Source organism: Priestia sp. USM5, assembly GCF_058323215.1.
On the sequence record NZ_JBSGKN010000001.1, the window covers coordinates 2,017,611 to 2,038,183 of the forward strand.

The window sequence follows — 20,573 nt, forward strand, 5'->3', positions numbered from 1 at the left end:
AATAAACATAAGGAGGATTTTATGAAAAATAAATCCATTCTTAATTTACAAAGTGAAGGAAAAGTTGGGGTTGTTTTAATTGTTGCTGAAAGAGTATTTTCTGTAATAAGTAAAGGTGATGAAAGATATCCAGCAGGTAGAGAAGCGTTAGACAAATGTTGGTTATGGGGTGAATCTCATACTGTAACTGGAGATGAACTCTATGAGCTTATTGATAGTGCAGACTATACAGGCATCTCAGAATTTGCTGAGGAAGAAGAAGACTTGAATATGGCTAGGCTATGGTCACTACTAGTGGATGCCGTCGCTTATACATCTTGGGAAGCTTATAAAAACGAAAAAGTAAAATATGTACCGCAAGCACTGGAAGGTATCGGTGCAGATAGTATCACTGTCTTTTTGAATAGCGCAGTTGAAACCGGTTTTATCACAGTAGAGGAAATTGAAAGAATGGAATTAGTTTTTTATGATTATGAGTGTAAAAGCAATGAAACCTCAATAAAAAGAGAAGATTTTATGAAATTATTTTAACTCAGTGTATGGAACCCATTAAATAAAGAGAACGAATGAGTAAGTGTAGACCACTACAGCAAATAGTGAGAACTAACAGTCAGCAAACCTCAAAAAGCAGTTAAATGCATTATTTTTAACAGTACGTAATTGTTAAAGGAAAGAAAAAGGTGTTTTTTACGTTTTAGGATAGGGATCAATAGATCTGGTCAAATTTTATAAGTGCAAAACTATTAAATAACAATGTATCTTTAGTCTTAACAAGTCATCCCATTTTATTAAGGAGAATGTAAATGAAAATGGAATTAAATATCCAACAAAGAGTTGGAGAATATAGAGTGAAAAGTGATCAGTTATTTGAACAGAAAAATTATCAACAATCTGTTGATGTATTAATCAAAGGGTGGGAAGAGATTCCACTTCCAAAAGGGTTATATAGTGATACTTATGAGGTGGTAAAAGATATCATTGATACCTTTATCATAATGAATGACTATGAAAGTGCCCAATATTGGCTAACTCATCTATACTCATCAGGCTTTAAACGATTTGATGATGGTGAAAAAGAGTTTATTTCAGGCGTTATTTATTATGAAGTGGGATCCCTTTTAATTGCCAAAGAGTTTTTTGATATAGCTAATCGAAAATCAGAAGGAAGGTTATTTGAAGGGAAAGACACGAAATATATAAAATTACTCAAAAGGTAACCATGTATGAAGGAGGATCACCAAATCAAATGAATCGATTTAATAATTTGAGCAAGGATGCTAAAGTCGTATATCTATTGTCGCTATCTAATTTAATTATCAACAAGATTTCTGAATCTAAAGGATTTGAAGTAGCGGTTGAGTCATTAGAAAAAGCTTGGGAATGGCTAAAATTAAAGGATTTTGACGCAGATAGCCTGTATGTATATTTAGAAAACATAGATGAAACAGATATCATGACTTATATGCAACTAGCCGATGATAAAGATAATGAAAAAGTATGGATATGTATTGGAAATGCTCTGGCATATACAATCTGGGAGGCGTATCAATATGAAAAAGAAAAGTATCTTCCCCAGACTATTGAAAGTGTTGATTATCAGACTGTTGAAAGCTTCATAACAAATTTTGAAAAGGTATATGAGAATAATAGTATCTCAGATAAGCTATTACACTTTCTTGAAGAAAACTATCCAAAGAATGCTGATAAAAGGGTAGATTTAATTTCAATAAAGACTTTTATTGATGAGTCTATTGAGAAATAGATAACTAAGAAACTTCTAAAAATGTGTAATTATTTAGCTATACTTTTAAAAGCAGATTTTAACTTCAAAGATAAGCAGATGAGACTTTTAGATGACAGCTGCTTTTGGTTGTTTTTTTGAGATATTTACATTTTGTATACTTGAATGATGCTTTATTAAAGTTCATGAAGGTAGCATCATCAAGGAATATCAAGTTAATATTTGAATTTTATGAGAAGGACGATGATCAGAAGCCAAATGGATATATCGCCTTTTAATATTACACTTCATCACAATGTTAAAGAGGTATACAAATGGAATGTAAGGATGGTCAATCATTTATCCCTTGCCGGACGATACTGTGCTTTCTGAAAAGGAAGGTAAATGGAGAATGAATTTACCAGAAACGTATAAAGAATTTGTGAAAAAAAACAGCACTGTTAGTAGAAATATTATGGGAAGGTGTACAAGTGACTATGGAAATGTATTATTGTGACGAATGGTCAGATATCAAAAAGAAGCCTTGGAACATTCTTGATGAGCATACTGCATACACATACCACCAAAAACATAAACCCTATACGGTCGTACTAAGGGAAGATGAGAAGCACAAGTATATTATAAATATTACAAATGAATGGGTTTCGGTAGGGTTTTATGATGAACTAATTCGTAAATATTTAAATTATTATTTCGAAGTTATGAGTGAAGGTAAGCTTTTTTTAAGAACAGCCATGTATTGGGAATATGATGATAAAACTAATACAGAAGTGAGTAGTTTGATTTTGAATTTCCGAGAAGATGGTTACATAGCAATGGAAAAGCGAGATTTAAAGAATGGTTCAGTAGAGGAGCGCGAAACAAACAATACCCTTAAAAAAAACTGGGATGTGTTTCCTGAGTTTGGCCAATACTTATATTTGTGCAAAGAAGAGCGCCAATTCTTTTGTGAAGCTAGAGTTCATAAGATGCGTCAGCTTAATAGTTGCTACGATATATAAGTATCATAGTGTCTTTTTTTAGTTGTTTGACATGGATTTGAAGAAACATAAAAAAGTTAAAGATAAACAGTTAGAATAACATACCAAATTGAAGATGAAGAACTAGGGATAGCAACAGTTGAAAACCAGTCAGGAAGATAAATTCTATGCAAATGGAAAGCCAGTTACAGGAATTGTATCAAGAAATAGCAGAAACGGTTAATAATATGATTCCAGAAGAATGGGAGAAATTTTATTTTTATGCACAGATTGATGAATCAGGGGGCGAGTTTACTTTTTTTATAAATCAATTAGAGATAATAGCTACACGTATAGTCTAGATATACCAAAACAATTTAACATATCGGAACTAGAATTTAATAATGAAGAAGATAAGCTTTTTGATCTTAGTGAACAGCTCAGGGAAATCTTTAAAGAAAATAACCAGGAACTATGGTATTCTTTTACGCTAATGTTAGAGCAAACAGGGAAGTTCTCTGTATCATTTGATTATACAGATTGGTTGAATACAGATTACGGATTTGTAGCACAGAAAAAGATTTGGAAGTATAAATATTTAGATGAAGCACCGGCGGATGAAAAAACTAAAAGTTTAATAGATCAGTATTTAAAAGAATATCCAAATAATCCTATTTAAATAATTATTAAGGCTATACAAATAAAGGAAGCAGTAAGCACAAAGTGAAGATGCGGGATCTTCGAGTACAAATATTTAAGTAGAGAATTAGCGGATGAAAAAGATAAAGAACAAATGATGAAAATGAAAAGATATGAAGAAAATTTTAACAGCAATAATCAATAATTTATAGCATTTGAGTTTTTTAAAAAGGAGGCAAGAACTTATGGATAAGGACGATATTCATTTTCTTAAACAGTTACTTAATAGGACAGATGAGGATTACATAATAAGTTATTTATTGAATACTAATAACTCTCTCTTGCTTCATTACTCTGCTGCAAATTATAACTGGAATAGTGGGTTTGAAGTGCCAACAGTTATTCTAGAAAATGCAGCTTGTGATTTTGGAACAGGTTTACTGATGTTTCATTATGCAGACGGGTATCGTATGTTAGAAGATCCTGGTGAGGTTTCAAATTCTTCCTTGAAAAATTGGAAAAATTTTTTAGGGGAAGTTTACAATAAACTCATAAACTTAGAGTTTACATCTCAGGCTATTTCTTTCAATCCTGAATTAACAAACATTCAAAAATATAAATTAAAGAAGAGTAATCCAAACATTCCTGAACTCCTTATTAATAAATCTCCAGGAGATGCGGTTGATATTTTTAAAATATAATGAATTAGTAACTAAACTTAGGTTGATTGATGCATTATAAAAAGAGAAAAGAGTTAGGTCTAAGTCTAAAATACATAAAGGAAGCTAAATATCAATATCAAGCAGCTAAATCTGGAAGAATGGTAGGTATAGAATTTGAACGAACTGAAGTCATGAAAAGAGTGGAAAATGAAATGAAGCAATTACATAAAAAAATAGCTGAAACAGTGAATAAAATGATACCAGAAGAATGGGGAAAGTTTTATTTTTATGCTCAAATATCAGAAACTGGAGGAGGTACTTATTTTTTTATAATACACCTCAGAATACACAAAGTTTTACGTATAGCTTGAAAATCCCGTTCGAGTATCATGTGGATCAACAAGAATTTAAAAAATGTAAAAGAAAACTGTTTGAATTGAGCAATCAATTAAGAAGCAGTTTTGAAAATAATCATCAAGAGCTTTGGTATTCATTTACAATGTCTGTAGATAGTAACAGGAAGTTGAACATACACTATGATTATACGAATTGGTTCGATACAAAGTATAGTTTTAGTGACCAAATGATAATTTGAAAACGTAAATATCTAGGTGAAGAAGCAAGTGAAGAAAAAGATAGAGTATTAATTGCAAAGTACGATAGTGAATTTCCGAATGATCCTATTTGAGTAGATGATAATGAAGGAGTTTGCATAGTGGACCGAAACCATAGTAAAAAATTGATAAGAAATGCCATTAAAACTGGCGATATCAACGCAGTGAAAAAACTAATAGGTGATGATATAGAGACTTTGAATACCGTGACTGTATTTGGTACGTGGTTACATGTAGCGGTTAAAAAAGAGAACCTTCAAATCGTCCGATATTTAGTTGAAAAAGGAATTGACGTTAATGCGAAAGGCGGGACATTTGATGCTTCTGCGTTAAATTTAGCAGCTGGGTCCGGTAATTTAGAGATAGTAAAGTATTTAATAGAATCTGGAGCAGAACCAGATGTGAGCTTAGCGAAGAGAAATCCACTGTTTGGAGCAATTTATGGTGGGCATCAAGAAGTAGTTAAATATTTAGTACAAAAAGGAATAGATGTGTCGCTTAGATACACGGGAGAAAATATCAAAAATATGAATGCCTATGAATATGCAAGAGAGTTTGGGCAGACTGGAATTGCTGAATATTTAAAGCAAAGGATGACTGAAAATTGATTGGGTTTAGATTGTCTCTCATGCAGGTGGTACAAATTGCTTAAGAGCAAAAAAATGAGGAGAGAAGTTGTTAAATTAGGAAAAGAATTCGAAAAGAGTCGAATTCTTTTTTTATGTTGGAGTAAAAAGTTAGTATTTGAAATGTAAAGAATGCAATGCAGGAAGTAGAGAGAAAGTATTTAGTACTTTAGTGTTTTAAGATAAGAGTAATGATGAGTTTATAATAGTTATAGAGAAACATTAATGGATAGTACAGTAAGGAACGCGTTATAAACTGGAAAAACAGTTAGGTGGTCGAACATATTGAGTATGGAAACAGAAATAAATCAAATTTATAGGGGAATTTCTGAAACAGTGAATGAAATGATTCCTACCAAATGGACAAAGATTTATTTTTACGCTCAAATATCCGAAACGGGCGGAGGCACTTACTTTTTTTATAATACCCTTGAGAATGAAAAGAACTATAAATATAGTTTAGAAATTCCTTGTGAATACGACGATATTGATAAAGAATTTTATAAAATGAAGGATCGAGCTTTATTTGAGTTAATTAATAGATTAAGAAACGTTTTTAAAGATAATCAGCAAGAACTTTGGTACTCTTTTACACTATCTGTTAATAGCGATGGCAAATTGAAGGTGCATTATGATTATACAAATTGGTTTGACACGGATTACAGCTTTGATGACCAGCCAGTGATTTGGGAATATAAATATTTAGGAACAGAACCAGATGATAGCGAAAGCAAGACTTTAATCAATAAGTATTTAAATGAGTATCCCAATAATCCAATTTAGCATAAATCCAGTATTTGTGGTTAAATTCCCACCTCATGAAGGTACTAAATTAACCCTAAAGAATTGCATCAAGGGAACATTTTACAAGCGTAGAATTAAAAGTTTATAAGCGAGGTGCAACATCATATGAAAGAATTTGAAGACCGATTCAGTGAACTCCAAGCTGATATGATATCAATTTGTATGGAATATATTAACGATAGAGCCGACAAAGTGTATATCTATGCTTCGTGTGAAGGAAACATTATCGCTAGTAAGTTTTTTTATCTTATTAACAATCAATATGTAAAATCTCATCAAGTGAACGACGCCTTAGAGGATGAGGATGAAAGATATGATACATCTCCGAAAAGAGGATTTATGGTATTAAATATTTTAAATGAAGATATTGAAAAAATTGAAGCGCTGTGTAAAGAAAATAACAGAGACATGCCAACGGAGATGAAATTAATTTATGATGTGAAGAGCGGCCACTTTACAGCGGAATACAATTACGAGTTGGTTTATACAAATGATGATGTTAAAACCGCTAGTTATAATGCTAATGAGTGGTTTGAAAAGGTGAAACGTAATAGGCTTTAATATTTTGCTAGGGATTCTTAGGCAATTTAACAAGGCAGCAGGAGGAATGTTAGATGAACGAAGAAAAAGTGAATAAGCTATATCAAGACATGGGCAATATCGTAATAGAGACCATTCCGGAAGCGTGTTCTAAAGTTTATCTTTATGGTGAAGTTGTTGATGGTGCCCAAACAGCGTACTTCTATTATTATCCTAATAACAGTGATGAAATTATATACAGTCATGACATTCCTAAAATTTTTGCTGTAAGTGAAGAAGACTATGTTAAACAATGGAACAAATTATTAGACTGCATCCAAGAATTGTGGAAAGTGTTTACCGGAAGTGAGAACCAAGAGCCATGGACCAGCTTCACTTTAATTTTTAATCACAAAGAAACGTTTACGATTCAATTTAATTATGATGATCTTTCAGCCGCAGATTCCCATGCTAGGAAGACAATATGGAAATATGAATACCTTAGTATCTTGCCAAAAAGTAAGCTAGGACAAAAGCATCTAAAGAGATATCTCGAGGCTGTAAAAGATAGATAAAAAATGAACAGCTTATAGTGTAATTCATTATGTTAAATATACATATTTCAATAGGGAATGAAAGAATACTACAGAGAAGGAGTACATTCAATGGAAATAAAAAAAGATTCAATCATTTATCCATTACCATCGGATAATTTGCTAGCTGAAAAGGAAGCGTTTTGGAGAGTGAAATTACCTCCAGACTATAAACAAATGATAAAAAGAAATAACGGGGCTTCTCCAGAAGCAAAAGCTTTTAAAGTGAAGAGTCATAGCTATGTATTAATAAGGTTTTTATGTATTCTTGAAGCCCCAGAGAACAATGAAGCCGGTACGTTTGATATTGATGTAACATGGACTCAATTAGAGGATCGGCTTACAGATGATGGAGATTTATTGGGAGTAGCTTTATTACCAATCGCGACTTTATTTGCAGGAGATTTTGTGTGTTTAGATTATAGAAATTCAAGAGATAACCCTAGCGTTTGTGTATGGGATCATGAAAATTCTGCTGAGCTTGAGCCGAACACGTACCCTGTTGCAGATACATTCAAAGAATTTTTAGCTATGCTTCATTAATCCGCAGCTAAAGTAGGGCATGAAAATAATTGTGGATTTTTTGAGGCTCTCATAGAAGTAGGCGTGATCAAATAGTAAATGTTGATTCAATTAATTATAAAAAGGGGATACAAATGAAGAAAATCGTAGAATTATTTCATGATATAGATTGTACGTTGTCTCCCATGATAAGTTTTTATAGCGCTTTATCAGATCAAAAATTTTTAAAAGTCTTACACTATTTTTCAGAGGAAACTGGTTATGGAAATGAGTACCACATTTGTACATTTTCAGACGACTTAGAGCCGTGGGAAGAGGGCTATGTTGAAAACGGCATTGAATTTCTAGACGGTACGGGTGACACTGACAAAAGTGTTATTGTCGATTATGAAACGTTTTTAACTTACTTGCACAAAATTTGCCACGTATATATGGAAGATCATGCCCATGATAAAGAAAAAGTGATGGCTCTTTTACATAAAATCAAACAAAATCATAGTAATGAAGACTAGTAGGAGTATATAAAGAAGCAACGAATCGAGTCTTGCTATAGACAATAAGCTCCCCACACTACAGCGCATCACACCAAGCAGAGAGACGATATATTTTGGAGAGGATTCTACAAGGTAGAAAGTAGAGGGAAAACGAAAAATGGAAACAACTCACATAGCAAAAGCTATTAGAGGTGCTATAAAAGGTGGTCACTTAAATAAGGTGAGAGACTTACTTGAGAAAGAGCCAGAAATGTTAACATGGGTCACACCTTTTGGCACATGGCTACATGTAGCGACAGCTCATGGTCATTTAGAAATCGTCCAGTACCTTATTCGTGCTGGAATAGATGTTAATGCACAAGAAGGAACTTTTTCTACCAATGCCTTAGAAAGAGCGGCTGCTATTGCTAAGTATCTTATTAACCATAATATTGAACTTGATATCAGTGAACCAGATAGAAATCCGCTGTTTGCTGCCATATATAATGGTCATTTTGAGATGGTTAAACTGTTAGTTGAGAATCATATTAATATATCGATTACATATTTTGGTGAAAACATGAAAGAAATGGATGCTTACACGTTTGCCCTTGAAAGAGGACAAACAGAAATGGCTGAATATTTAAAGGGAAAGTGGAAATAGATAATTTACTTAGCGAAAGCAGGTGTAATGATGGTAGGCTCAAGAAACCTTATGAATAGTATATGGTTTGGTGAAAAGACCACTTTATCTCAAGCTGAAATAAAAGAACATCTATTGAAAAGCCATACAGAAAGGGACATTTTATTTAATTTAATCGAGTTATATAAAATAGGGGATTTTACTCAAAAGCCGCTATTAATTCAATTGATGAACGGGACTCAAGATGAAGCGGTTTTGAATTTGTGTATAAGGGTCTTTTTCGCTATCGCAACACATGACGACTTAAGAGATTCAAATAATCTGCGATTTTTGAGTAAAAGTACTGAAGAAACGGTTGATACGTTTGCATCAGCAGCGATAACATCACTTTCTCTTGAAGTAGTTCCATATTTATTGGCTTTACTTGAAGACTGGAACGAAATTGACGATACGGCTATTATCATAAAGGATTCGCTTGATTTTTTCCTTGACTATGAAGCGAAAATCGGAGAAGAGGCGACTGGGGAGGAAATAGGAGACTATTATGTTGAGTATTGCAATGAGAATGATCCAGAAAGTTATTACTTTCAACAAAATTTAGCTTTTCCCGGAGACTTAGCAAAAAAATTAGTCCAAAGAGCGATGATTGCAGTACATAACGAAGAACCATTAAAAATGGAGTTGATTCCACCTTTATTATCCATTTTAACTGGGGAAAAGGTGCCTGGAGATTACCGCACAATTATGAATGCAAGCCATTATAAAAAAATGATGGAGTATATTAATAATCTTTCCATTAAAAACTGGGAAAAAGGACAAAAGTATTTTTATGGGTATAAGCTATAGAAAGCAACCTTACGTACTGTCCAAACGCAATATATTTGGCAACAAAATTAGTGAAAAAAGAAAGGGAAGAATAATTGAAAAAATTCGTTAAAAATATAGGGCATAAAGTAGTCGTAGTTCAAGCAGAACACGAATTAAAAATGCAGGTTGAGAGTCTATTTCGTATCTTTGAAACGATAGAAAGAGAAAAATGGACTGATGGCTTTTCGATACAAATAGGGTGGTCGAACTTTATTGTTTCTGTAAAGAATGAAGAGTATTACATTCTTTCACCGGACTATTCAGGGAATCCCTTTGAGGATTATACAGAAGATTTAACGCTTGCTTTATGGGCGCAGTTGGAACAAGTTCACTTTTTGCGCAAGTTAAACATGAAAAATGGTGAAGGTGTCAGCTTTAGAGATAAAGTCGTGGTAGCTAAAAATATACTAGAAGTAGATAGTATTTACTTACAAAGAAGCGGCGGAGCTGAACGAGGAGATTCTGGCTGGTACATAGGGCCGGTAAATGAAGAAGATGATACAGAAGAGCTTGAGGCTTTTTATGTTTATCAATTATTGAAGATTCGTCCATCCCTTATTCAAGTTTTAGCTTTACCATATGAATATATGGTGATTTTTGAAAGAGATCAAGTGAAGGCAGTATTAAATGAAAGAGATGAAGATATTTTGAGTGGAGGAAGAAATGATACAAATTGACCCTGAAAAGCAAGTGAGAATTGAGAAATATAAGACCAAAAGCGATGAATGCTCTGAAAATAATGATTACGAAACATCTATAGATTTATTGGTACAAGCTTGGGGTGAAATTCCACAGCCTAAAGGTTGATATCCTGACACTTGCAATATTGTACGGGATATTATTGATACATTTACAGTGATAAAGAATTACAAAAGCGCTAAGCAGTGGTTAAATCGTTTATATACATCGGATTTTGAAAGAATAGATGACGGAGAGCGTGAATTTTTATCAAGAACTATTTATTATGAGTTGGGCGAATTAAATGTCGCAAAAGAATTTTTTGATATTGCTAATAAAAAGTCAGAAGGAAGATTGTTCGAAGGGCAAGATGTCAAATATATAAAGCTGCTAAAAGGATCATGAAGATGAAACCTTATTATTTCAGTAGGGAGATGCTGTAATGGAAATGAACGATCAACTTCACCAGCAAATTGTCAAGTTATGTGAAGAAGGTAATCAATTCGCTGAACTGAAACAAATGAGTGAAGCGATTGCTTCTTATCAACGAGCACTTGAATTAGTTCCAGAGCCAAAGGAAAAATGGTCAGCGGCTACGTGGATTTACGGAACTTTGGGTGATACATACTTTTTAATAAAAAACTACGAAGATGCTATACGCAGCTTGGAATATGCCTTGAAGTGTCCGGACGGAAATGAAAATCCTTTTCTGTTGTTGCGGTTAGGGGAAAGTTTTTATGAGCTTGGAGAGTTTGAAAAAGCAAAAGCGTATTTGTACAAGGCTTATCAAATTGAAGATTATAAAATCTTTTTTCAGGAAGATGATAAATACTTTAAACTTATTATAGAATTAATTTAAATAGAGAAAAAATATAGTTTAAGTGAAGAGTAAAACCCTCAGTAGAGCATGCTATTGAGGATTTTTGGTTTTAATGCATATGAGTAGGGCGTGTGAACCAATATGCTGAAATAGAGTAAGAGTTTAATAGAGCACTATTTAAAAGAATATCCACATAATCCTATCTAAATCATTAGAAGAATTCTAGAAGGGATTTCAGAAGACTAAAGGAATCTCTCTGATACTATAAACTGGTGAAGAATCCGTATGAACAAAAATATCTTAGGAGGTTTCTATGAATAATAAGGAAAAAGCAGTTAAAGCCTATGATTTCATTAAGAATGGTGATACAGAACAAGCAAAAGAGATTCTGATTACAAATAAAACGCTGCTTGAGCTTATAACTCCTTTTGGAACGTGGCTACACGTGGCTGCTAGAGCTGGTAGTCTTGACATGGTAAAGTTCCTAGTTGAATACGGGATGGATATTAACATAAATGAAGGTGTACCAAAGTCAGCGCCAATTGCACATGCAGCGAGTGTAGGTGAATTTAGCATAGTTCAGTACTTATACGATAGAGGTGCAATGTTAGATGTAAGCGATTCGAGTAGAAATCCTTTATTTTCAGCCATTTATGGTGGTCATCTTGATATTGTAAAATACCTTGTTCAGAGTGGTATTGATATTACTGTAAAGTATACAGGGGATACGATGAAAAATATGGATGCCTATGAATTTGCGATTGAACGAGGACGAATAGAAATTGCTGAATATTTAAAGCAGAAGGTGGACAGCAAATGGAATTAAAGCTTAATAATATTTATCAAAAGGTGGCCGATAATTTAAAGGAAATGATACAAGAAAACTGGCGAGAAATCTATTTGTATGCAGAAGTAGGAGAAGGTTCTCAAACAACGTATTTCTTTTATTATCCAAAAGGAAGCGATGAACCTATATATAGTCATGATATACCTGAACTATTTGAGGTGTCAGAACAGAGCTACTTAGTGTTATTAGATAAACAGTTAGAGTGCTTTCGTGAGTTGTTAGATGTATTTATAGAAAACAAGCAGGAGATATGGACAAGTTTAACTTTGCATTTAGGTCATGATGGGAAATTTGAGATAGACTACGGGTATGAAGATATTCTTACTGTTGACCCGTATGAACAACAGGTGATTTGGGAGTATAAGTACTTAGGGATTATTTCAGAAAATGAATATGATAAAAAGATCATAAAAAAATTTCTTTCCTAATCATAGAAGAGCAAAAGATATATAGACGGAGGAGTTAAGCTCATCATAGTGAGAGAAGTGGAAATGGAGTTTAAGAATGACTAATGCTAACTTCAATAGTTTAACAGAACATGATAAAGTGATATTTTTTCTGGCACTTTCAGAAAAAGTGGTACCGTTACTTTCTCGTACGGAAGATCAAATTTTAGCCCGGAAAGTTATATGTAAATGCTGGGAAGGGTTAAAAGACAAAGAAAATAGTGGAGATACTCTTTATGAATTATTAGATCACGAGGAAAATGGTATCACAATAATTCAAGAGATGTCAGATAATAAAACAGATGTGATAGTCTGGGACTGTATTATTGATGCAGTTGCTTATACTAGTAGAAAAGCATTTGAAAGAGAAGGCGTCGAATATTATCCCGAACCCATTGCTTTAGTTGATGATACATTAGTAGAGCATTTTGTAAATGGTTTTGAAAGATGTATAGAGAATGCGGATAGTTACATAGAAAGACTAACTTCTTTATTAAATGATGATACGAATAGAAAAATCGTGAATGATCTGCGAACAAAAGTGTTAAAAGAACTACGAGTATGACAGTGAAGTTCACTGACCACAACTATTTAAAAATAAAAACGGTAGAAACAGCTAAATTATTGAGGAAGATGTCTATATTAAAAACGACAATAATGGGCAACTACATTAAGGGGGATATGCTTTGGAGAAAAACAGCGTCAACAAAGCAATAAGAAATGCAATTAAACGTGGTGACATTAACTCAGCCAAAGAATTAATAGGTAGTAATAAAGCAATTCTACACACCATGACTCCATTTGGTAGCTGGTTGCATATAGCAGCAAAAAAAGGACAGATGGAAATAGTAGAGTATCTAGTGCATAAAGGAATCGATGTAAATATAAAAGGTGATATATTTGATGCTTTTCCCTTACGAGTGGCAGCAGGTGAGGGGCATGTAGAAATAGTACAGTATTTAATCCAATCTGGAGCAGAATTAGATGTAAGCTCGGCAAAAAGAAATCCATTGTTCGCAGCAATTTACGGTGGTCATAAAGAAGTAGTTGAACATCTAGTTGATCAAGGTATAGATATTTCCGTTCAATATACCGGAGAGAATATCGAGGATATGGATGCGTATCGATATGCTAAGGAATTTGGACAAATAGAAATGGCTGAATATTTAAAACGAAAGCTGAATGAAAAAGTACAAAAGAGAGTGCTTAAAGGTTAATTAAATCGTATATAACAGGTCACAAAGCTAATAAAAGCAAGGAGGTCCATCTCATGCTAGAACCCATATATGCTGAAAACGTAATTGTCGGAGTAGTACATAAAAAGCAGTTTCAATGGTATGTGACCGATCGAGAGCTATGGTATTTGGATTATGTAAAGTTTGCACAAGCTTTTGAAAATGAAGGTGATTCAGCGGTTAATGAATACATCGAACCTGAACGAAAAGGTATCGAAGTTCTTAGCAGTGAAAATGCTGAGCTTTTTTTACAACGTATAGAGTCGTATCAGGCAGACACAACTACTCTTTTAAAGCTGTTTGAAAATAAAATAGAAAGCAAAGATGAAGAAGACGTATTAGACTTTAGCCCTTCGTTTTTAGTGAACTTTGATCAAAAAACGTTCTACTCACTGTTTCCTGAACCGGCTTCATTTGAAGAATATGTTCCAAGCGATTGGAAAGGAACGTATAAAGACTTTACAGGTTTGATTCCAAAAATAGAAAAGTATTGGGTAAATAAGGACGGAGAAAATTTATTTGAGCTGTGAAAGCAAACAGGGCATGGAGGGATAATGTTGTTTCGTGTTCAAACATTCATTAAGCGTCCAGGTATTTTGATTACGGATTTATCATCTCTATATGAAAAGGAATCGCACTATTTTATCGATATATCGAACGAAGAAGAACTCATTCGTTACGGTAATCAGTTTGATTTTACTTGCCTTGAAGGAGCTATTAAGCTTGAATACTACGGTGAGCCGCTTCTTGATGCATCTGCATGGGATGTTATAGATGGGATGTGGCTTTATTTGTTGGATGCAATGGAGAGTTTAAAAGAGACCGGATATGGAGAGATGAATTTTCCAGATCAACCGTTAGTATTAACCTTAAAATCGGCTTCTGAACAGTTTGTACTGTATACCTTGCATACATCTCCTCCCGTAAAAGCAGTGCTTCCAAAACAAGACTTTTTTATGGTGGTGTTAGGAGGAGCGGAGCAGTTTTTTAAAACGATGGAGAGATGTTTTAAAGGGAACTTTCGGTATTTCAGTGAAATCAAACGTATTGAAGCGTTAAAAAGGCAGTAAGGAAGACGAGGTTACTAGTAAAAGATTACAGGAACTATGGCCACATTGTGACGGCAAGTGTAATTACTCGGCGTGCGCTTCCTTTTTCGAGCTGTTGTCCGATAGCACTTGATGTTTGCACCCAATTCACTTCATCAGGATAATTTGTAATCACTCCGTCACTTTTTGTTTTCCACAAAAATGAAGCGGGAAGCCGCTTGGTTCCAGACCACGGTGATATTTTCATTCCGGCAGAATGGACTTGGTGGATAAGAGCAGGCGTTAGGATGTCATAAGACGGGTTAAAGTAAGTGGCAAAAGCGGCGAATTGCCGGATTGAATTTGGGTTTGCGTCTCGCTGTGAAGAAGTTAGTATGCCTATAGGAACATTTGGGAGAAGCTCATGCATTTTTTTCATGGATGAAACGTTAAAAGACTGAATGATAACGTGATTGACCTGTCGCTTGTTGATTTCAAAAGCTACTTTTTTTTCAATTCCGGGGTAAAGTTCCGGCGCTTTTAACTCTATTAATATACCGATTTTTCCTTGAAATTCATCTAATACTTGCGAAAGAGTTGGGACTTTTTCATTCGTAAAAGAATCCCCTTTCCAGCTTCCTGCGTCCAAGCGCTGAAGCTCCGCGTACGTTAACTCTCGAATGTGTCCGCTTCCGTTTGTCGTTCGGTCTACGGTACGGTCATGCATAATAACGAGTACACCGTCTTTGCTTTGCTGCACGTCAAGTTCAATGTAATCCGCATTCATTTCTAACGCTTGGTGAAAAGCAGCCATTGTATTTTCAGGTGCGTAGGCAGAGGCTCCTCGGTGCGCGATATTTGTAAGTTTTTCTTCCGTGCGTGCAAAAGCAGAAGAGGCGATTGAACAGCATAATAAGGCGACTGCGCTTAGACCAGCTAAATATTTTTTCATCACGTTTCTCTCCTATGCGTTAGTATAGAAATAGCGTAACGAAAAAATGTGATGATGATATAGAGAAAGTGTGTAGAAAGCGTTGACATTTCGTAAAGAAAAATAGGGATTTTTTCATGATGATGTTTACAAAAAATGCGTAAACGAATAGGGATTTTAATCAAACGTTAAGGAAACAGCGCTATAATAAAAGGTGTGAAAAAAAGAATAGGAATTTCTTAGAAAATAGTTGTATAATAGGTGAGTCAGTCAATGAAAGGAATGGAACATGGATATTCAGTACATACATACGTTTACGATGCAAACGAAAGAGGAGTGCCGGACGCTTCAGCAAAAGCTAAAAGCACAAATTGATTTAACATCAGGCGTCAAAATGACGCATATACATAACTGTGCTGGTGTTGATGTTGCGTATTGGGAAGAAAACGGCATATCTTACGGAGCTTGCAGCATTGTAGTGGTTGATTATCAGACGAAAAGCATTGTGGAAAAAGTGCACAGTGTAGGAGAAGTAACGGTTCCTTATCTTCCTGGGTTTCTAGCTTTTCGAGAGCTTCCTTTAATTCTTGAAGCGGCTAAAAAACTCCAAATAGAGCCCGATGTGTTTTTATTTGATGGCAACGGATATTTGCACTACGAGCACATGGGAGTAGCTACACATGCTTCGTTTTTTCTCAATAAACCTACCGTTGGAATTGGAAAAAGCTATTTAAAGATCAAAGGACATGATTACGTTATGCCTAAAGATACAGAGGGCGCTTATGAAGATATTGTGATTGATGGCCAGGTTTATGGTAGAGTAGTAAGGACAGCAAAAGGGGTAAAGCCTATTTTTCTGTCGTGCGGAAACTATATCGATTTGGACATGTCATATCAGCTCATGATGCATTTTATTTCAAAAGAAAGCAAGTTACCGATTCCGGTCCGCCTAGCAGATCTGCATACGCATGAGCTGCGGAAAAGGTACCGGCAGTCAACGGGGAAGTAAGCTGTTCATAGTGAGTTCATAGTTTCCTTTTATACTGATGGTTGGAATATAGTAGTAGTGTAAAATTATTAAAGAATGAGTAAGGTGATTAAAGGTGAGTTCATTTATTACGAGTATTTTGGATTTTTTAACGAGCCTTGGCTATTTAGGTATTGCGCTCGGCTTAATGATTGAAATCATTCCAAGTGAAATTGTACTAGCCTACGGGGGGTATATGATTTCTCAAGGCATGATTAGTTTTCCAGGAGCAGTCATTGCCGGAATTATTGGCGGAACGATTGCACAGTGGTTTTTATATTGGATTGGAGCCTACGGAGGACGTCCGTTTCTTCAAAAATACGGCAAGTACTTATTTATTCATGATAAGCATATCGACCTTGCGGAAAACTGGTTTAATAAATACGGCGCGGGCGTGGTTTTCTCCGCTCGTTTTGTCCCGGTTGTTCGACACGCGATTTCGATCCCTGCAGGTATTGCTAAAATGCCGTTTTGGAAGTTTACGTCTTTAACCGTGTTAGCGATGATTCCTTGGTCGATTTTATTTATTTACTTAGGCGGAAAGCTAGGCGAGAACTGGGCGAACATTGAAGACGTAGCAAGCAAATATACGCTTCCGTTTGTAGTTGCGGCATTTGTGATTATTGTTCTTTATTTCGTATTCAAACGCACGCGTACAAAGCGCGTATAAGATCGTTTTTGGACTACAAGCATGGCGAAAAGCCATGCTTTTTTTGCATGCGCAACCAGAAGCTCTTTTATTTGCTCATGACTTCTTCAAGTGCTATTATTTTTCATACGCACTAAAAAAGGAGACGATTTAACGTGGTACAAGAAATTGTATTAAATGATACGCCTATTCAAATTTACAGCTATGAACAAGAAATTGTAAAAGGCAAAACAAAAGTTTCAGTTGATTTTAAGGTAACAAGTGAGGAATATCATGATATTACTACACTTTTATATAAAGGTACTTTTCATGTAAATGTCCCAGAAGAAGATCTGGATTTCCAAGGAACGATTCATCAGTACTCTACGTCTTTTACAAATTTATATGAAAAAGGCCAGGTAGGGGATTTCTCATTAAGTTTAATTGAAGTGAACGAATAAGGAGCAGATGTGTGATGAAAGTAAGTATACTCGACCAATCGCCCGTTTCATCCCATCAGACCCCAGCGGAAGCGTTAGAAGCATCGATGCAGCTGGCCAAAGCGGGTGACAAGCTTGGCTATGAGCGCTACTGGATTGCAGAGCACCATGATTTGTCTGGACTTGCCTGTTCGGCTCCTGAAGTGATGCTTGGCTATATCGGCGCACAAACTAATAGAATTCGAATTGGATCGGGAGCGGTGCTGCTGCCTCACTACAAGCCGTATAAAGTAGCGGAAACGTATAACATGCTCGCAACGCTGTTTCCAGGGCGCGTTGATTTAGGGATTGGGCGCGCGCCGGGTGGATCGGCTGAAGCAACAAATGCGCTGTCGGATAACTTCTTGCAGCAAGTATTTAAAATGCCTGAACTTGTTGAAGAGCTTCTGCAGTTTTTAGACGATAAATTTCCGGCTGAACATGAATACGCCAAGCTTTCAGCTTCGCCGCTTCCGCCTGTCTCTCCAGAACCGTGGCTGCTTGGCACAAGTAAAAAAAGTGCCGAGCTCGCTGCTAGAAACGGAATGGCCTATACGTTTGGACAGTTTATGAGTGAACAAGACGGTTCAGCTATTATTGATCAGTACAAGCAGGCTTTTCAGCCAAGGCGGAGCGGAGATCAGCCCTATGCGATTGTCACTGTATCGGTCATTTGCGCTGAAACAACTGAGCAAGCGCATCGCATCGCAACGAGCTCACTCGTATGGAAAATTCAACAGGATAAAATGGAAGCAAAAGGTGTGCCTTCTATTAAAGAAGCGGCCAGCTATCCGCTTACAGAAGAAGAAGAGAAAAAAATGAAGAAGATGAAAGAAGCTATGATTATCGGAAACCCGGAAGAAGTACACGTCCGTCTTCAAGAAGTTCAAGCACGCTACGGAGCGGATGAACTCATGCTTGTCACCATTACGCACGATCCGGCTGACCGATTAAAATCATATGAGCTTGTCGCAGAGAAATGCAAAAAATAAGAGCCAAATGTCGGCTCTTATTTTTTATGCCCGTAATAGTACTCAAATAAGTGCTGAAATGCTTCTATAGCACGTAAAAAAGAAGCGGCGTCTTGGCGGTCTTCTATTAACCAGCACGTGGCTAATACAGAATGAGCGTATCCCCACAGTAAAATGCGTTTTTTACTTACGTTCAGTTCTTTTACAAATATATTGATTCGATGGTCAATTGCCTCTGCTACGTTTGTCTTAGGCAGATGATTTAAAAGAAAAGGGATAATTTCGTACTCTTTTTCTCCAATCAACCCTTTTGGATCAATTATTTTCCACGCTTCACCAGACTGTAAGATGTTATCATGATGCAAGTCTCCGTGAAGCAAAAAAAGCTGCTGAGAAGTCCGGTTTAATTCAGAGAAAAGGGCTAGCGCGTGTTGAAGCGTTTCGGAAGAAAGAAAATCAATGCCGCTTGGATACATTTGTGTATACTCTCGAAGCTGCTTCTCTCTTTTAACGGCTGTTTCTTCGATAGTGGAGTCTGATTGAGGCATGCGCCACAGAGATTTCATGAGCCGAGCAGCGATTAACGCAGCCTCTTCTTTAGTTGATAAAGAGGAAAGCGGGCATCCGGGAGACAGCTTTTCAAGCAGTAGAATGCCTTTTTCAGCATCGCTGTCCACTATTTTTACCGTGTTCTCACCAGCTATTGCTGTCAGTGCTTCTTGCTCATGAAGCAGCTCTGAAGGCTCTACAAAGAGTTTTACAACTAGTTCGCTTCCATCTGCTTTGCGCGCAGGAGCAACAAAGTGGTAAGAAAGAGGGAAGTGACTGTGAATGGTGATATGCCATCGCTGTTCGCAGTAGCGAATCAGCTGAGGAAAGTCAGTTAGCCACTTTTGGCCTTTATGAGAGTGAAGGTGAGTAATTGTATCACAAAATGTTTGAGGCAACGTATGCATGCGTTTATCTCCTTTGTCGTTTCCAATTTTTTCTGATAAACTCATCATATACAGCCTACATAGAATCTGTAAAGAAGGAGGAGATCCTATATATGAAGACAAAGAAGGTGAGATCCCCTTGGGCTCTCGTTGGGTTTCCGGTTTATATCATTGGATTTTCACTTTTACTTGCTGAAGGCGCACCGGAATGGGTAGAAACAGTGAGTAAAATCATGATTGCTCTTGGAATCATTTTGCTTATTATAGCAGGAATTGATCTTAAAAAACGAAAAAAATCAGCACAAGCCTAAAAAACTGCCGTTTGGCAGTTTTTTTATTTGAAGAAAGGGTAACAAGATAACTAGATAAAAATGTTGAATTATTATTCTTTTTGATGTATAAATATAATATAGAAAGCAACGGTATTGAGAGGAGAATGAACGTGTCTTACGTAATAAAAAAAGAAGTTCCGCCATTTGAGCAGTTTGCTGATCTGCATGAAGCGAGCGGATTACATAAAAGTAAAAAAGGAAATTATACAAAAGAACAGCTGTTTGAAGCCGCAGCCAACAGCTGGTTTAGAGTCGGTATTTATGACAATGAACGATTAATTGCATTTGGCCGTATGATTTCAGACGGAATTTACCAAGCGCTTATTTGCGACGTGATGGTTGATCCCACATATCAAAACAAAGGGCTTGGAAAGCAAATTATTCAAGAGCTGTTGACGAAATGCCAAGAAAGCGGAATTGAATCGATTCAGCTGTTTGCAGCAAAAGGAAAGCATCATTTTTATAAAAAATTAGGGTTTCAAGAAAGAGAAGAAGACGCGCCAGGCATGTCGCTTGTTATGTAAAAAAGCTCAGTGATCAATCATACTCACTGA

General features: G+C 35.7%; 31 protein-coding genes and 2 pseudogenes. 31 read left to right on the forward strand and 2 right to left on the reverse strand.

The window, feature by feature from the left end:
• Positions 1 to 21: 21 nt before the first annotated feature.
• The 25 genes and pseudogenes from ACWATA_RS10990 to ACWATA_RS11110 all read left to right on the forward strand — a co-directional run bounded on the left by ACWATA_RS10990 (position 22) and on the right by ACWATA_RS11110 (position 14,758).
• The gene (locus tag ACWATA_RS10990) at positions 22 to 531 is read left to right on the forward strand and encodes an Imm6 family immunity protein (protein WP_473049837.1); all 510 of its coding nucleotides are present in this window, start codon (positions 22 to 24) and stop codon (positions 529 to 531) included.
• 272 nt (positions 532 to 803) lie between these two features.
• Entirely contained in the window at positions 804 to 1,217 is a 414-nt protein-coding gene (locus tag ACWATA_RS10995; RefSeq protein ID WP_098626658.1) for a hypothetical protein, read from the forward strand.
• A 29-nt stretch (positions 1,218 to 1,246) separates the two neighbouring features.
• On the forward strand, positions 1,247 to 1,762 hold the full coding sequence (locus ACWATA_RS11000; RefSeq protein ID WP_025751639.1) for an Imm6 family immunity protein: 516 nt from the start codon (positions 1,247 to 1,249) through the stop codon (positions 1,760 to 1,762).
• 455 nt (positions 1,763 to 2,217) lie between these two features.
• Positions 2,218 to 2,742, forward strand: a complete 525-nt coding sequence (locus ACWATA_RS11005; RefSeq protein WP_255219804.1) for a hypothetical protein — start codon at positions 2,218 to 2,220, stop codon at positions 2,740 to 2,742.
• A gap of 152 nt (positions 2,743 to 2,894) precedes the next feature.
• Positions 2,895 to 3,379 (forward strand): annotated as a pseudogene (locus tag ACWATA_RS11010) (antitoxin YezG family protein).
• Positions 3,380 to 3,584: 205 nt separating this feature from the next.
• Complete coding sequence (locus ACWATA_RS11015) at positions 3,585 to 4,040, forward strand: DUF4274 domain-containing protein (RefSeq protein WP_176343943.1); 456 nt, start codon at positions 3,585 to 3,587, stop codon at positions 4,038 to 4,040.
• A 161-nt stretch (positions 4,041 to 4,201) separates the two neighbouring features.
• Positions 4,202 to 4,689: pseudogene (locus tag ACWATA_RS11020) on the forward strand (immunity protein YezG family protein).
• Between the two features lie 27 nt (positions 4,690 to 4,716).
• A complete protein-coding gene (locus ACWATA_RS11025; protein WP_473049838.1) occupies positions 4,717 to 5,223 on the forward strand; it encodes an ankyrin repeat domain-containing protein in 507 nt (168 codons plus the stop codon).
• Positions 5,224 to 5,532: 309 nt separating this feature from the next.
• Positions 5,533 to 6,024 (forward strand): immunity protein YezG family protein, encoded by a 492-nt coding sequence (locus ACWATA_RS11030; protein ID WP_473050220.1) that lies wholly within the window; start codon positions 5,533 to 5,535, stop codon positions 6,022 to 6,024.
• Between the two features lie 126 nt (positions 6,025 to 6,150).
• Positions 6,151 to 6,606 (forward strand): DUF600 domain-containing protein, encoded by a 456-nt coding sequence (locus ACWATA_RS11035; protein WP_473049839.1) that lies wholly within the window; start codon positions 6,151 to 6,153, stop codon positions 6,604 to 6,606.
• Positions 6,607 to 6,659: 53 nt separating this feature from the next.
• Positions 6,660 to 7,139 (forward strand): antitoxin YezG family protein, encoded by a 480-nt coding sequence (locus ACWATA_RS11040; RefSeq protein WP_154991233.1) that lies wholly within the window; start codon positions 6,660 to 6,662, stop codon positions 7,137 to 7,139.
• A gap of 90 nt (positions 7,140 to 7,229) precedes the next feature.
• A complete protein-coding gene (locus tag ACWATA_RS11045; protein WP_033579207.1) occupies positions 7,230 to 7,700 on the forward strand; it encodes an SMI1/KNR4 family protein in 471 nt (156 codons plus the stop codon).
• Positions 7,701 to 7,813: 113 nt separating this feature from the next.
• A complete protein-coding gene (gene cdiI / locus ACWATA_RS11050) occupies positions 7,814 to 8,191 on the forward strand; it encodes a ribonuclease toxin immunity protein CdiI (protein ID WP_047751848.1) in 378 nt (125 codons plus the stop codon).
• Between the two features lie 139 nt (positions 8,192 to 8,330).
• On the forward strand, positions 8,331 to 8,816 hold the full coding sequence (locus ACWATA_RS11055) for an ankyrin repeat domain-containing protein (protein ID WP_154991234.1): 486 nt from the start codon (positions 8,331 to 8,333) through the stop codon (positions 8,814 to 8,816).
• 30 nt (positions 8,817 to 8,846) lie between these two features.
• The gene (gene imm47 / locus ACWATA_RS11060; RefSeq protein WP_154991235.1) at positions 8,847 to 9,641 is read left to right on the forward strand and encodes an Imm47 family immunity protein; all 795 of its coding nucleotides are present in this window, start codon (positions 8,847 to 8,849) and stop codon (positions 9,639 to 9,641) included.
• Between the two features lie 74 nt (positions 9,642 to 9,715).
• The gene (locus tag ACWATA_RS11065; RefSeq protein ID WP_047750813.1) at positions 9,716 to 10,339 is read left to right on the forward strand and encodes an immunity protein Imm33 domain-containing protein; all 624 of its coding nucleotides are present in this window, start codon (positions 9,716 to 9,718) and stop codon (positions 10,337 to 10,339) included.
• Complete coding sequence (locus tag ACWATA_RS11070) at positions 10,326 to 10,469, forward strand: hypothetical protein (protein ID WP_231503799.1); 144 nt, start codon at positions 10,326 to 10,328, stop codon at positions 10,467 to 10,469. Before ACWATA_RS11065 ends, ACWATA_RS11070 begins: the two co-directional genes overlap by 14 nt.
• 48 nt (positions 10,470 to 10,517) lie before the next feature.
• Complete coding sequence (locus tag ACWATA_RS11075) at positions 10,518 to 10,745, forward strand: hypothetical protein (RefSeq protein ID WP_261763932.1); 228 nt, start codon at positions 10,518 to 10,520, stop codon at positions 10,743 to 10,745.
• A gap of 37 nt (positions 10,746 to 10,782) precedes the next feature.
• A complete protein-coding gene (locus ACWATA_RS11080; RefSeq protein WP_154991236.1) occupies positions 10,783 to 11,199 on the forward strand; it encodes a tetratricopeptide repeat protein in 417 nt (138 codons plus the stop codon).
• Positions 11,200 to 11,473: 274 nt separating this feature from the next.
• The gene (locus ACWATA_RS11085; RefSeq protein WP_154991237.1) at positions 11,474 to 11,986 is read left to right on the forward strand and encodes an ankyrin repeat domain-containing protein; all 513 of its coding nucleotides are present in this window, start codon (positions 11,474 to 11,476) and stop codon (positions 11,984 to 11,986) included.
• A complete protein-coding gene (locus ACWATA_RS11090) occupies positions 11,977 to 12,435 on the forward strand; it encodes an immunity protein YezG family protein (protein WP_430056370.1) in 459 nt (152 codons plus the stop codon). The genes ACWATA_RS11085 and ACWATA_RS11090 overlap by 10 nt, the downstream gene beginning before the upstream one ends.
• 76 nt (positions 12,436 to 12,511) lie before the next feature.
• Positions 12,512 to 13,018, forward strand: a complete 507-nt coding sequence (locus ACWATA_RS11095; protein WP_154991239.1) for an Imm6 family immunity protein — start codon at positions 12,512 to 12,514, stop codon at positions 13,016 to 13,018.
• A 121-nt stretch (positions 13,019 to 13,139) separates the two neighbouring features.
• Positions 13,140 to 13,670 (forward strand): ankyrin repeat domain-containing protein, encoded by a 531-nt coding sequence (locus ACWATA_RS11100; protein WP_154991240.1) that lies wholly within the window; start codon positions 13,140 to 13,142, stop codon positions 13,668 to 13,670.
• Positions 13,671 to 13,723: 53 nt separating this feature from the next.
• Entirely contained in the window at positions 13,724 to 14,218 is a 495-nt protein-coding gene (locus ACWATA_RS11105; protein WP_047750819.1) for a hypothetical protein, read from the forward strand.
• A 27-nt stretch (positions 14,219 to 14,245) separates the two neighbouring features.
• On the forward strand, positions 14,246 to 14,758 hold the full coding sequence (locus tag ACWATA_RS11110; RefSeq protein ID WP_033579200.1) for a hypothetical protein: 513 nt from the start codon (positions 14,246 to 14,248) through the stop codon (positions 14,756 to 14,758).
• A 34-nt stretch (positions 14,759 to 14,792) separates the two neighbouring features.
• On the opposite strand, the gene ACWATA_RS11115 is transcribed toward ACWATA_RS11110, so the two are convergent.
• Positions 14,793 to 15,668: a glycerophosphodiester phosphodiesterase gene (locus ACWATA_RS11115; protein WP_473049840.1), complete on the reverse strand. Its 876-nt coding sequence runs from the start codon at positions 15,666 to 15,668 to the stop codon at positions 14,793 to 14,795.
• 268 nt (positions 15,669 to 15,936) lie between these two features.
• Between ACWATA_RS11115 and ACWATA_RS11120 the strand changes: the two genes are divergently transcribed.
• From ACWATA_RS11120 to ACWATA_RS11135, 4 genes are all read left to right on the forward strand, one after another.
• A complete protein-coding gene (locus ACWATA_RS11120; protein ID WP_154991242.1) occupies positions 15,937 to 16,656 on the forward strand; it encodes an endonuclease V in 720 nt (239 codons plus the stop codon).
• 94 nt (positions 16,657 to 16,750) lie between these two features.
• Complete coding sequence (gene uptA / locus ACWATA_RS11125; RefSeq protein ID WP_014459791.1) at positions 16,751 to 17,344, forward strand: undecaprenyl phosphate transporter UptA; 594 nt, start codon at positions 16,751 to 16,753, stop codon at positions 17,342 to 17,344.
• A gap of 134 nt (positions 17,345 to 17,478) precedes the next feature.
• Positions 17,479 to 17,763, forward strand: a complete 285-nt coding sequence (locus ACWATA_RS11130; RefSeq protein WP_014459792.1) for a DUF3219 family protein — start codon at positions 17,479 to 17,481, stop codon at positions 17,761 to 17,763.
• Positions 17,764 to 17,777: 14 nt separating this feature from the next.
• Complete coding sequence (locus ACWATA_RS11135; protein WP_154991243.1) at positions 17,778 to 18,773, forward strand: LLM class flavin-dependent oxidoreductase; 996 nt, start codon at positions 17,778 to 17,780, stop codon at positions 18,771 to 18,773.
• Positions 18,774 to 18,790: 17 nt separating this feature from the next.
• On the opposite strand, the gene ACWATA_RS11140 is transcribed toward ACWATA_RS11135, so the two are convergent.
• Complete coding sequence (locus tag ACWATA_RS11140) at positions 18,791 to 19,708, reverse strand: aminoglycoside phosphotransferase family protein (protein ID WP_473049841.1); 918 nt, start codon at positions 19,706 to 19,708, stop codon at positions 18,791 to 18,793.
• A 92-nt stretch (positions 19,709 to 19,800) separates the two neighbouring features.
• Here ACWATA_RS11140 and ACWATA_RS11145 point away from each other — a divergent pair, with 92 nt between their 5' ends.
• Both ACWATA_RS11145 and ACWATA_RS11150 read left to right on the forward strand, forming a co-directional pair.
• The gene (locus ACWATA_RS11145; RefSeq protein ID WP_047750822.1) at positions 19,801 to 19,998 is read left to right on the forward strand and encodes a hypothetical protein; all 198 of its coding nucleotides are present in this window, start codon (positions 19,801 to 19,803) and stop codon (positions 19,996 to 19,998) included.
• A 125-nt stretch (positions 19,999 to 20,123) separates the two neighbouring features.
• The gene (locus tag ACWATA_RS11150) at positions 20,124 to 20,543 is read left to right on the forward strand and encodes a GNAT family N-acetyltransferase (protein ID WP_217916018.1); all 420 of its coding nucleotides are present in this window, start codon (positions 20,124 to 20,126) and stop codon (positions 20,541 to 20,543) included.
• The last annotated feature ends 30 nt before the right edge of the window (positions 20,544 to 20,573 follow it).